The 12,668-nt window shown below is 36.4% G+C and carries 13 protein-coding genes; 8 read left to right on the forward strand and 5 right to left on the reverse strand.

All coding sequences use genetic code 11. The features are described 5' to 3' along the window. On the forward strand, positions 1 to 1,110 hold the full coding sequence (locus tag HX062_RS05235; RefSeq protein WP_286466692.1) for a metallophosphoesterase: 1,110 nt from the start codon (positions 1 to 3) through the stop codon (positions 1,108 to 1,110). A gap of 145 nt (positions 1,111 to 1,255) precedes the next feature. On the opposite strand, the gene HX062_RS05240 is transcribed toward HX062_RS05235, so the two are convergent. Both HX062_RS05240 and HX062_RS05245 read right to left on the reverse strand, forming a co-directional pair. Next, positions 1,256 to 2,086: a hypothetical protein gene (locus tag HX062_RS05240; RefSeq protein ID WP_286466694.1), complete on the reverse strand. Its 831-nt coding sequence runs from the start codon at positions 2,084 to 2,086 to the stop codon at positions 1,256 to 1,258. 216 nt (positions 2,087 to 2,302) lie between these two features. Next, positions 2,303 to 2,803, reverse strand: coding sequence for a hypothetical protein (locus tag HX062_RS05245; protein WP_286466695.1), 501 nt, complete (start codon positions 2,801 to 2,803; stop codon positions 2,303 to 2,305). 388 nt (positions 2,804 to 3,191) lie between these two features. Between HX062_RS05245 and HX062_RS05250 the strand changes: the two genes are divergently transcribed. The 6 genes from HX062_RS05250 to HX062_RS05275 all read left to right on the forward strand — a co-directional run bounded on the left by HX062_RS05250 (position 3,192) and on the right by HX062_RS05275 (position 7,454). After that, positions 3,192 to 4,076, forward strand: a complete 885-nt coding sequence (locus HX062_RS05250; RefSeq protein WP_286466696.1) for a hypothetical protein — start codon at positions 3,192 to 3,194, stop codon at positions 4,074 to 4,076. A 172-nt stretch (positions 4,077 to 4,248) separates the two neighbouring features. Then, positions 4,249 to 4,842 carry a TetR/AcrR family transcriptional regulator gene (locus tag HX062_RS05255; protein ID WP_286466697.1) on the forward strand — a complete coding sequence of 198 codons (594 nt, stop codon included), beginning with the start codon at positions 4,249 to 4,251 and terminating at the stop codon, positions 4,840 to 4,842. A gap of 55 nt (positions 4,843 to 4,897) precedes the next feature. Next, positions 4,898 to 5,362: a hypothetical protein gene (locus HX062_RS05260; protein WP_286466699.1), complete on the forward strand. Its 465-nt coding sequence runs from the start codon at positions 4,898 to 4,900 to the stop codon at positions 5,360 to 5,362. A 12-nt stretch (positions 5,363 to 5,374) separates the two neighbouring features. After that, entirely contained in the window at positions 5,375 to 6,361 is a 987-nt protein-coding gene (locus HX062_RS05265; RefSeq protein WP_286466700.1) for a hypothetical protein, read from the forward strand. 7 nt (positions 6,362 to 6,368) lie between these two features. After that, positions 6,369 to 6,677, forward strand: a complete 309-nt coding sequence (locus HX062_RS05270; RefSeq protein WP_286466701.1) for a DUF3817 domain-containing protein — start codon at positions 6,369 to 6,371, stop codon at positions 6,675 to 6,677. A gap of 201 nt (positions 6,678 to 6,878) precedes the next feature. Then, positions 6,879 to 7,454 carry a hypothetical protein gene (locus tag HX062_RS05275; protein ID WP_286466702.1) on the forward strand — a complete coding sequence of 192 codons (576 nt, stop codon included), beginning with the start codon at positions 6,879 to 6,881 and terminating at the stop codon, positions 7,452 to 7,454. Positions 7,455 to 7,665: 211 nt separating this feature from the next. Here HX062_RS05275 and HX062_RS05280 read toward each other — a convergent pair whose 3' ends face one another. Further along, a complete protein-coding gene (locus HX062_RS05280; protein ID WP_286466703.1) occupies positions 7,666 to 8,697 on the reverse strand; it encodes a hypothetical protein in 1,032 nt (343 codons plus the stop codon). Between the two features lie 1,048 nt (positions 8,698 to 9,745). Here HX062_RS05280 and HX062_RS05285 point away from each other — a divergent pair. Then, positions 9,746 to 9,994: a hypothetical protein gene (locus HX062_RS05285; RefSeq protein WP_286466704.1), complete on the forward strand. Its 249-nt coding sequence runs from the start codon at positions 9,746 to 9,748 to the stop codon at positions 9,992 to 9,994. A gap of 933 nt (positions 9,995 to 10,927) precedes the next feature. Here HX062_RS05285 and HX062_RS05290 read toward each other — a convergent pair. Then, positions 10,928 to 11,368, reverse strand: a complete 441-nt coding sequence (locus HX062_RS05290; protein WP_182626395.1) for an adenylyltransferase/cytidyltransferase family protein — start codon at positions 11,366 to 11,368, stop codon at positions 10,928 to 10,930. Positions 11,369 to 11,628: 260 nt separating this feature from the next. Next, positions 11,629 to 12,666 (reverse strand): COX15/CtaA family protein, encoded by a 1,038-nt coding sequence (locus tag HX062_RS05295; protein ID WP_286466706.1) that lies wholly within the window; start codon positions 12,664 to 12,666, stop codon positions 11,629 to 11,631. Between the last annotated feature and the right edge of the window lie 2 nt (positions 12,667 to 12,668).

Genomic DNA, 12,668 nt, shown 5'->3' on the forward strand with positions numbered 1-12,668 from the left:
ATGAAAAGAAGTTATCAAATACTAGCGGGAATAGGTGTATTTCTTTCGACCTTTTCCTTACACGCACAGCAATATGCGACTAAGTTGCAATTAGATCAACCAGGATCTTGGTCGATGGTTCTTGTACCTGATGTGCAGAATTACGCAAAATACTACCAAAACCAGCCGATTTTAGATGTAATGAACCAATGGATCAGCGCTAATGTTGAGAATCTGAATATTAAAATGGTCTTGTGTGTTGGTGATTTGGTCGAACAAGATCAAGTAATCCTTCCCGGACATGATGGCGATGTACCATCCAAAGAACAGTGGGAATTTGTATCCAAATCCTTTGGTATTTTAAATCATAAAGTTCCCTACATTTTAGCAACAGGAAATCACGATTACACCATTGATCAACAAGGGAATAGAACCTCTCAATACGATGATTACTTTTCGATAGACCAAAATGTGTTGAACCGAAAACACCTCGTACAATATGGTTGGGATGCCAATAATAAACCGACGCTGAGTAATGCAGTATACGAATTTAATAATTTGCATGGTCAAGATTTTTTAGTGATGAATTTAGAGTATGCCCCTAGTAATCAAACAATTGAATGGGCAAACACTATTTTAAATTTTGAGGAATACCAAAATCACAAAGTTATTGTACTGACACATGCTTACCTGAACCGGAAAAATGAACGCTTAAATGGCGAAAACAAATGGGTGATTTTTAAACCTTATATCAAGGAGAAGAAACAGTTAAAATCAGAACGTATTGTTTTGCCTAATTCCAATAATGGAGAACAATTATGGGAGAAATTAGTGTTTCCAAATAAGCAGGTTGAGTGGGTGTTATCAGGTCATATTTCAGGAACAGGCTATCGATCTGATCCAAATAGTACTGGTCGTAAAGTCCATCAAATGTTGTTTGATATGCAATCGGAAGGCGGAGGACACCAAGGCAATGGCGGAGATGGCTTAGTGCGAATCTTGGAATTTTATCCTGATGGAAAGACAGTTAAGGTTAAAACGTTTTCGCCTTTATTTGCCTTGTCACCCAAAACTGCTGCACATGCCTATAAAAAAGAAAGTGATTATGAATATGTTATCTCCTTAGATTAACCTTGATTCTTTTAGTTGCTTACTTAATCTATTCACTCGGTCTAACCTAAATGGAAAGAACAGATCGAGTTGTAGTATATTCCATAAAGCTCATGCAAAACGCATGGGCTTTATTGTGATAGAAAAATGAATATCCGCATATAAATTACCAGCCAAAGTAGGCTTTGATCGTTAAGTACAAGCCTCTGAAAACACTTCCTGTGAATTGAGCATCCTCTAGGTTTTGTGATTTGCGTTTCCCCTTCACTTGGTATACATCAGTCGTTGAGGTAATCGTTGCAGTAAATGCATTTTCATCTGTGAAAGTCGCCTCTAGTAAAAATGGTTCCGAATGATGAAAGGAAAAGCAGGTAAAACCAGTTGACGTCATTACTCCTTCAAAACCTTGAATACCTCCCGCACCATAGGCTCTTCCTAGGAGAGTGTTATCCTTTCGATAGAGGTCGAGGGATTTTACTCGATCTATGGAATATCGAAGTAAATCAGTGGAATCACTCAAATCCTTCAACGGACCAAAATCAAGTGTCCAAGTACCCGTAGGTACAATAGGCGTAGGATTAGCAACAGGAGTAAAAGGAGACGTTTGTTGATCGACCTTTTGCACGCGAAATTTCGCTCGTTCTACTGCAGTTCCAACTCCATCAAAGTACCCCCCTGAAACCGTATTACCCTCTCTTATTCCTCTAAACTCACTGTGTAATCCCGCCTTGAAGTGAATAGAGTCACTAGTCTCATGCCAATAACTCCAATGCGCTAGTTCAGGACCGCTAAACAGGCGAACTTGTCGCGTTTCCGTTTTTCCCTCAACGCCAAACAATATAGGGATTTGAACCCCTTCCTGTACAATAAAGTGACCCTGCCAAACCTCATACCCATATTGCCCCGCATCGCGTGATGTTAATTCATAACCTTTTGAACAAGAAATCAGCAGAAAACTGAAGCTAGTAAATAGGAGGAATGAAGCTAATTTTTTCATAGAAGATATAGATCTGTTTTTTAAAGTTCAACCAGAGTGAGGTATAACTCAGCGCCTGATTGACGTATTCCTAAAAATACGAAAAAAGGTGCACTCATACAATAAACAACAGCAAATGGAATCGAAGAATAGAACTACTAAGGAAGAAAACACCAAGCAAATAGCATTGGTTTCCTATGGTGAGTAGGTCCATTCTCCGATGTCCTGTCTATTGTATTAGTCAAAGGATAATTCGTAAACTTTGAGGCTTATGTATTCCGGTACATCAGGATTAATTACATAGTGGCCATTGATTCGTTTGATAGGTTCAAACTCTTGGTAGTACAAATAGCGCACTCCATCTACATCATAAACTGTATAGCGGCGTTCAAGCATATCCAACTTGGTGTCCTTGTCAAAAATATCATAGGGAACAAAAAAGTCTGTTTTGAATCGGTACATATTGGAAAATAGGGCAGAATCACTCCCTTTCGCAGTCGTTTTTTTCAAGGCCTCTCTAAAGAATACCTTTCCTTGGTATTCCATTTCAAATATGTAAATCTTTTCGTTTTTTACAAAATTGTCCTCAAATTGCGATTTGTATGGACCTCCCCAACCTTCGGCTTCTTTAATAAACAATGCCTGACCTAAGGTCTTATTGGTCAGTTCAGTTTTCTTAATGGATTGACTAAATACCGCTGATGTAGTTAATAGCAAACTTAAAAAAAGTTTTTTCATTGTATTTTTGTTTAATTGTGTTTGAATTTGACAAAGATATTTTAAATAAACGGTAATCTTTGTCGTATTTTAACCTACTATTTCGCTAAACTCTGTATTTAATAGCTTTGCAATTAACAGCCTTGCTGAGAATCAAACGCAATGATGAGATAACCCTATTATTTTAGCATTAGTACCATCCTTTTTGTACAAATGTTCAAGGAAAGAACTATTTTTCAGAAAACGTTAGTTTCGAACTTTTTTACTGAAACTGCTCTTTATTTCCTGTAATTAGTTCATGCCTTTTCTTATGAAATGCGAATAGTATAGACAGAAATGTGCTCTAAGTTCTAGGATACTTTTTCGAGATTCTGTATTTTTGCCCCCTTTTTAAACAAAACTAATTCCTATGAAAATGCGATTTTTAGCCTTGTTGCTAACCGTGATCACCTTCATTAGTTGCGATGATCCCTTTAAAAGACAAGATTTTTACCTGTCTAATCCCACAGACGCAAGCATGCAGCTAACTTTAGATGATCAAGCCTACACTTTAGCCCCTCAAAGCGTTGAGTTGGTAAAGTTAAAAGCAGGTGTACACGAGCTAATCTACAAAGAGCAAAAGCACGCTTTTACTGTGTTCCAACAAAATTCCGGTGGGATTATCAACCCTGCCTTAGAACCCCATTACATCTATTCGATGGTTTATGCCACAGAAGGAAACTTTGATAAATTCGGCTCTACTCGAAGAGCGATCGAAATTGATGGCGTTCCCTATGAAGATAATATTAAAGTCACCAATGCCCTGTTTATTGACAACAACCTTTACCGTTGTACTTATTTCTTAGGAGAAGCTTATCCTGAAGAACAAATTACCTACAACAAAAATACGGTCGGAAACTTTTTTAATAAATTCTTTACTAAAGCAGAGTTTATTGCGTTTTACGACGAAGCAGTTGTTGAAGAAGATAGAGGATTTCACCAGCTAAATCGCGTAGAAAACGGTAACTGTACTATTACAGAACCATCTGAAAATGCAGGAGTAACAATTCCCAATATACCGAACGAAGAGTTAGTTGCTTCTTATAAAAAGGAAGTTGAATTACTAGAAGAATTCAAGAAATCTACAGATGCATCTAAACAAAAAGCCATTCAAAAAGAACTGTTTGACTTAGCTATGAGTCGCGCTAAATTGGAAATCAATTACGGCGAATTGACAACTGAGCAAAATCAAGCAATGAATGATTTTGTACATGCTAGTGGCCGAATTTCTGGGGCAGGAATTTTGCAGCTGTAAGCCTATAATAAAGCAATATACACGTACAATTGCACAAAAAGGATTGAATTTTACCCAAAATTCAATCCTTTTTTTATACCTGTTTCTGTATGATTACAAAACCCAAAAATAAAAGTTGTACATATAAAAAAAAGGGTGTTATTTTGAGGAAAAATACTAACTAGTATGTTTTATGAAAAAAGCTGAAGTAACCAGACGTCACATTTTAGAGAAATCCTATGAACTTATTTATACTAAGGGATATCAAACGACGAGTATAGACGATATATTGGCGACAACACAAGTGACTAAAGGCGCTTTTTACTACCATTTTAAGAATAAAGATGAGATGGGGGTGGCAATTATCAATGAAATACTTCAACCTTCTGAACTCAAAAGTACAGCCTTATTTCTTCATGCCACAGCCTTGGATGCTTTGGAGAAGCTCTACAACATCTTCTACTACCTCTTACTCGAAGAAGAGGATCTGACCGTGGAACACGGTTGCCCAATGTCAAACTTAATTCAAGAAATGACGCCTTGGAATGAAAGCTTTAGAAAAGCCCTGACTTTTCAAGTTCAGACGTGGGAAAAACAATTTATTGACCTGGTAGAAGAGGGGAAAAGCTGTGGAGTTATTCGAGCAGAAATTCAAGCTAACCGCGTAGTTACTTACCTTTTAGCGGGTTATTTTGGAATCCGAAATCTGGGAAAATTACAAAACAGCAAAGCGGTCTACATCGACTATTTAAAAGAACTTAAAAATTACCTAGACCAGTTAAGGTAATTTTTTTACCCAAAAACATACTGACTAGTATGTTTTATAATACTAAAACAAAACTATGTACTCAACATTACTTATTTTGCACGCTGTTGTGCGATGGCTTGTAGTAATTAGCTTAACTACGGCCTTGGGAAGATCCATTTATGGGTATCTCACCCAACGTTCCTTTACTCGCGTAGATCATATATTGCGCCATTGGACGGCCACTTTTGCTCACATTCAACTCGTTATGGGGGTGATGCTCTATATGAAGAGCCCTCTTGGACAATACTTTTGGAAGAATTTCAGTGAAGCCATGCAACAGCTTGATCTTCTTTTTTATGCTTTGATTCATTCCTTGACTATGCTAATCGGAATTGTAGTGCTTACAATAGGTTCGGCCCTAGCTAAGCGCAAACAAACGGATCGCGAACAATTCAAAACTATGGGGCTGTGGTTTGGAATGGCTTTTATCCTTTTTCTAGTAGCCATTCCTTGGCCTTTTTCCTTCTTCGCTCAACGCCCGTTTATTCGCTTATTTTAATTAGCTGTACGAATGAAAAAAATTCAACTTTTTTTGTGTTTTCTAATTGGTGTACCCTTGTTAGCAGCCCTTTGGTACAAGAAAGATGCTGCTCCTAAGGTGGTGGAGGACCAAGTAGTGTTTCACCAATACCTTTCTCAATATCAGTTGTTCGAAGGGGATTTGTCTCAGTTGATTCCCGCTGCGGGAATTGAAGTGATTGATATACAAGCTCCTTTGTTTACTGACTATACGGAAAAACAACGCCTTTTGAAACTCCCTGAGCATCAGAAAGCGAGGCTCACTGGAGATGGATTGTTGCAATTTCCCGAGGGTACTCTACTAGCAAAGACGTTTTACTATCCAGAGACAGCACAAAATCAAGGCAGGCGTTTGTTGGAAACGCGTCTTTTGATTAAGCAAAAATCGACCTGGATAGCGCGAACCTATCAGTGGACTCAAACACAAGATGAGGCCGTGCTAATCGAAGCAGGCGCCGTTGTTCCCGTTGCATTTATCGACGCTCACGCCAAAGTGCGACAGGTCAATTACAAAATCCCAACTACAGCAGATTGTAGAAGCTGTCATCAAGTTGGGAATCAGCTTTTGCCTATTGGTTTTAAAGCACGAAATATGAACCGTAAGGTCCATAGAGCAGGAGAAGAAGTGAATCAATTAACGTATTTACAAGACCAAGGTAAATTGATTCATTCAACGATTACAGCAATCTCTTCCGCGGTCAATTACGAAGACCCTGGCCAACCTATAGAACAACGCGTCCGGTCGTATTTAGAGGTGAATTGCGCACACTGCCATAATCCCCATGGAATGGCTAAAAGTGTAAACCTTGATTTTCGATTGGAAACCCCTTTTCATCACACAGGCATTTGGACCAAAACAGGAAAAATAGCCGCTCGCATGAGCGTCATGGGAGAAAAACATATGCCCAAATTGGGAACCACAGTCCTACACGATGAGGCAGTTGAACTCATCCTGCAATATATCAAACAGTTAAACTAAAACAACAATGAAAAAATTAATGCAAACCAAACTCGGTCGATTGAGAATGCTGGCCATTTTAGAAGGAATATCCTTATTGCTTCTCGTTTTTATAGCACTGCCGCTCAAATATATACTGGACTTCCCCATGGGCACTAAAGTTATGGGAATGCTACACGGAACCTTGTTCTTGCTATTTCTCTTTAATACCCTCAGTGTAGGTGTCGAACAACAATGGACCTTTCGAAAAACAACGTGGAAAGTCTTGCTCGCTTGTGTTGTTCCCTTTGGAACCTTTTATATCGATAAAAAAATATTGAGCAAACTACCTAGGTAAGACTGTCATATAGTTAACGGTATACACCGAACAACTCGAATAAATTTCTCTATTTAAAGCCTGTGTATTCTCAATTGGAATATATTAATTATGTTATTTTATGAAAAAAGTATATTTTAGTACAGCTATAATTAGATTTATTGTTCCAATAAGGAAGAAAAACTGGCTTTATACGGTATTAGTAACGAAAAATTCGCACTTATGTTGAAAAGATTATTTTTAGTTGTCTGTCTTTTCCCTATGATCTCCGTTGCCCAAAAGGGAATAGGGGTAGAGATTAATAGTACACCCCAAGAGTATGTAGAACATATTGTTGCGACCTGGGGAGTTGATAAAGATAAAATTGTGTATATCACAGATGAGACATCGTTGTTTAAATTGAGTAGAAGCATCCAAGGATCGCTGCTGTCATTTACCCAAGGGCCGTTGTCAACTAGTGCGGATATCTTGAATGGCAAAGTAACAGAAGCAGGAAAGCGAAAAAAATCAACCTGTGGATTATCTTTAAATAACCTAGATATTGACCACATTAAAAAATATTTAAAAAAAGGCAAGAATTATCAAAAGCTAACCTTGAAGCGAATGTCAGATAACAGCGCATATGAAATTCGGGAAGACCTAACAACTGTCTTGATGTATTCGCAAAAACTCGATTACGTTATTGGAGAGTACTTTCAGATTATCAAGCAACTAGAAGCAGAAGATGTTGATTATATGATTCTGTGTTTTGACGATGAAATAACTAGGCAAATACCTGGAGCATTGAGCAATAACTAAATATAGTCAGCAGTAAAGATAATAATCCCAAAACTTGTGGTCGTTGAGCCTAGCTGTTTACCAACAAAAGAAGAACAAGGCTGTTTATTCTCTTCATCCTATAGTGAGTAAGGGCAAACTAAAATAAAAAGTTCACCGCTGTGAAACCAAAAAAAGATCTTGTAACAACACAAGATCTTTTTTATCGGATAAGCCTAGACCTGTTGTGCGGTTATTGTTCTTCAGCTGTTTCAAATACCTGCAATACCTGTTTGCCATACTGAGCCTCAAATGCCGCAGGCGTAATTGCAAGCGCTTCTTCATTGACGTAGTGATAGTATTCAGCCCAATCGTCGCTTTCATCCACGTGAGAAGCTGCAACGTAAATCTTGCGTAACCACCCTTGATAGTACTGATATATACTATAGTATTTATTGTTGAAATCCGTTCTAAAGTATAGTAATTTCTTTCTAAAGTTAGTGGCAAATGGAGGGGTATCAAAATGGCTGTATTGCGCATTTTCAACGTAGTTTCGATTGGCGGCATCGTAAGTGAAATACACATATTTACTAGGAAGAGATTGGAAACTACACAAATCTAAATACCCGTCAAAATTGTAATCTTCAATGTATAAATCAAACTTATCCACGATCTCAGTCTCCCAAAATTGAGATTCAATCGGGATTATTCGCTTTTGATTTTTGGAATCAGTCTCTTCGATTTGACTAATGTAATAGGTGTCAGAACCAGGCGATTTTTCCGTAGCTAACACGCGGTAAGACCGCTTAGGATACCCTTTTCCTTTCGGATTAGCCATGTTCAAATTAAAGGTTTCCCCCGTTGACTTATTCGTCCAATATCCGCTAATTTCCCCTTTATTATGATCAAATATCCCCTCAAAAGTATTGCCCAATTCTTCGGTAAAAAAAACGACGTTGCCTGTGATTTCCCCTTCAATCTGTATGGGTTTTTCGTATTTTAAGTAGTAGTAGTAACCCGAAATACGATCGTCAATAATGCGTAAATTCATGTCAAATGCATACGTATTATTGATTTTTCCAGTAAAGTGATACGTATAGTACGCATTGACCTCTTTCCATCCTTTTTTTATGCTTTCACGATATGGATCTTGTTCTAGAGGGGCTAGCGTTTCTGTATAACCTGGAGTACTATCTACTATTTCGAATGTAGAATCCCTTTTTTTTTCACATGAAAGGAGGAGTTGCAACAGGCAGAACGCGCTAATAATTAGTTTCTTTTTCATTTCTTTTGTTGTTTGCTCTAACAAAACTAAGTTGATTTTCGCTGGAGGTGCTTATCCTTTTTATCCCTCTATTACAAGACATGCTCAAGTTGAAAGTCAAGGCATCTTTTCTTATGGTAATGAGTGAGTTCGATCTGTAGCTGAACAAAAAAAGAGCAGGTGATACAGGGCTAGAATCAATGTGTTGAGCGAAAAAAAAGTAAATAGTCCATAGTATTAGCCACAGAAATAAGAGGAATACGCAATTTTTGTTTTTTTAAAATTAGACCTATACCTTAAAAGAAGACAATTCATTTTTTACTAATTAGGGCACATGAATTAATTTATAATGACCTATATAAGTCAGTCATGATGAGTAACGTTCTCTAGTCTTTACCTTTTTTTACTTTTTTGGATATATAGAGTACAATGCTCTATACTTCAATACGCACTAAAGGATAACTGTAATAAATAAACAAGAGGGCAGTATAACAATATAAACGAAATCTCAAATAATAGTAGGAAAACAATCCTGTGGGAGTGAAATAATTGGAGAAAATCGTGAATTTGTTTCCTAGATAAAAATAAATCAACAGATTTTAATTTTTTAAATAACATAAGCAGCTTTGCGAATAAATTTGCAACAACAGTTGCGAAAACTCCCGCCATTTTTCTTTGGGCACTACTAGAATGCTACCAAAGGATATCGAGAAAAAATCTCATAAAGTAGCTTTGGTAGTCAAAATAAATGTAAGATTGAGATTTACCTCTCATTTTATAGTGAAATAATCGAAAATAATCATTTATTTAAATCGTAAAGCGCTGTATATTAATGTATTGTGTTTTTTTTGAATTGCATTTTTTTAAATTAAATAACACTTTTTTCACATTAAATGAATACCTAAATGGATAGTTTTAAAAATAACATATTATTTTAATAAATAAATGTTATTTTTCCTTATTATTTTGAATAGTTTATGTGTTAAATGTTTGTATTTTAAAAAATACGTACTCATATTGTAATTTTTTTGGTATATTTGCAATAGATATTCACTTACTAAAAATAGAAATGCTAGATTCAATTGTTTTACAGCTCGAATCGTTGCAACAGGATGATTATTTCGAAGAGTTTTTAGTTCTATTTCACAAAGAAAAAATACAAGGCCGGAATTATATCATCTTGTCAACTATTCCCGTCGCTTTACATTATCGTTTGATACAAGAAGACTATATCATCCAGAAAAGAAGTAAAGTAAAAACGCGATTCTTTTTCTTTAAAAGAACCGTGTATTACTATAAGATTGCCTTGCCAATCTAATACCGATGTTTGTTTACACCCCCAGATAAGGAACTGCAAGCTGATCTGAAATTGCTTATACCTTAAATTAAAAGGTAATCGAGTACTAAAAAGCCCTTTCTAACTAGAATTTGTACGTATTTACAAAAACCACTACTACTGAGTGTTTGTGAGTACTACTTATCACATCCTACCTGCTCCTCAGGCTATACAGTGGAGCAGGTTTTTTTTTACCTTTGTACCCTTGTTTTTTGCGCATTTTTTGCAATTTTCAACTATTTTGATCCTGACTTGTCCTCCTATATATTCGGTTAAGCTATATTATTTTAACAAAATATTAAGCTATTTATATGGGTATTAATGTTAAAAATAGCGTTAATTTAATTAAATAGTGGGTAGAATTACCTTATTTTGTTTATTTGATTAAATAGGTGATTTTATTGATTATTTCACTATATTTATCACAGCTTATTAAAAGAATAAAATTAAACGATGCAAATAAATGGTATACCATCAAATAAAAAGAGACATTTGGCGTTATACTTCTATATAAAATGGAGATTTATCCAACGATAGTGATTTTAGCTTTGGCAAATACGCGTAGCAAATCTGTTAATTGATTGTAAAAATCACAGCAGCGTTGCGAAGTCAATTTAGAGAGAATATTTGTTTTTTGTTTACACCAAGATAGATAAAGAAAGAAAAGATTCGAAGTATAAAAAATATTTGAAGTCGATAGAGTTTATTTTTCACCGTTATCCACACTGCAATCTAATAGGAATACGATATTGAGAATCAATTCTGATCTGAATTTATCAAACAGGTCCTGTTCGGGTTACTTTCCCTGAACAGGATTTTTTTTGGCGCGTTGACTCCAATATTAGGTACAGCCTTTCTTCAAGTGTTGTCCAATAAAAAAGCCCAAGACATCAATCTCAGGCTTTGTGCATTTGCTTACATCGCAATTAGTTTTCCGTTTTCTTTTTCGGCAACTTCTTTTCGCAAAGAACTGCTGGAGAACCGATGGTCTCTTGAGTTGTAATACAACTCAATGCCCTTTTCTTCACAGTATTTTCTTCCTGTAAAGTTTTTATCAGCATACTCGTCTCCGATAATTCTCACGTGAATGTGAAAAGCGCGTAAAATGTCTTCAAGGTCTTGTTCTGTCGTATAAGGTACAATTTCGTCAACAAATTTGCATCCTTTTAACTGAATATAGCGTTCTACCACCGTTTGTGTGGGTTTGTTTTTTTCTGGTCTATCGATGGTTGGATCTGTTTGTAAACCAACAATCAAATAATCACATTGACGTTTAGCCTCTTCTAACATCTTAATATGACCTGCGTGTAACAAGTCAAATGAACTAAATGTAATACCAATTTTTTTTGTTGTCATAGCAATAGGGGGTTAAAAGTTTAAAATCGATTTGCTTGTTGTAAGATGCAATACGGTTAAACTTTTTGATAATATGAGCAAAAATAAAGAGTTTTTACCTAAATATCCAAATGATTTAAGGTAATATTAAGGGGAACTTAGTAAAAATCATTATTAATTATACAAATAAAGACTATTTGTATATATTTTAAATAAAAAAAGAACGTTTAGGTATACAACTACATAAACGTTCTTTTGACTACTATATTGTGATCGTTGTATTAATCTAAGGAACTTTTTCCGCTGTAGTAACACTTTCTCGCTTCCAAGAACAAATAGTACTGCACCCCAAATAGGATGGAAGCAAGGACTAAATGAGCCGTTTGAGAGCCAAAAGGGAAATGAGCATATTGCATCAGTATACCAGTTAGAATCTCTAGAACCAAGAGAATAGCAACCCATTTTACTTTGGAGAAACCTAAGTTTAGCTTTTTATTCAAGAAGAATAAATAAAAATTCAACACAAAAACCAAAATAGAAAAGCTGCGGTGAATATAAAATTCAATTGTAGGGTTGTTTAACCACAAGTATTCGTTGGTAATTCCCGCTTTTACCTGCTCATCTACAAATTCGCGTACTTGCGTACCCAACACTACCTGTGCTAAAGTTAGAAGGAGCGTTATCACAGTTAGTACGCGGAAGGTAGCGTTGTATTTTTTGATTTCGGTTTTATCTTTGGCTACTTTAATAATATGGATAATGATAGCGACAATAACCAAAGCCATTACCATGTGAACCGTAATTTTAATCGGGTTGAGTACCGAATATACTACAGTAGCGCCTAACCAAGCTTGGAACCCCATTAAGAAAACGACCAACCAAGAGGCTAAAACCAATTTTTTGCGCGTTTTCCAATACCTACCAGATGCAATGGCCATAGCTACACAAGCCAATCCTGCTAATGCGCCACATAGACGATTGATGTATTCGGTCCAAGTGTGTTGTGGATTGAATTTGGCGTAATCGTGTTTGGTGTATTTCTCCCAATGCTCCTCTTCGTAACTAGCAGAAGTCGTAAAGGTGTCTTTTGCTTTCCAAAGTGCATCGTCGTGAATAATCATTTGTCCTTTTTCGTAAGTGCGATCGGGTTGCCACATCAGGACTTCCTCGTCCGTAGGCGGAATGTAATAACCAAAGCATTTTGGCCAATCAGGACATCCCATGCCCGAACCAGTCATCCGAACAGCAGCTCCAGCAAATATTACCAAGTACACCAGTACCAGGGAAAGTTTCGCCAAAGGTAAAAAAGAGCTTTTCATAC

Source organism: Myroides sp. DF42-4-2, from assembly GCF_030326445.1.
Lineage (GTDB): Bacteria > Bacteroidota > Bacteroidia > Flavobacteriales > Flavobacteriaceae > Flavobacterium.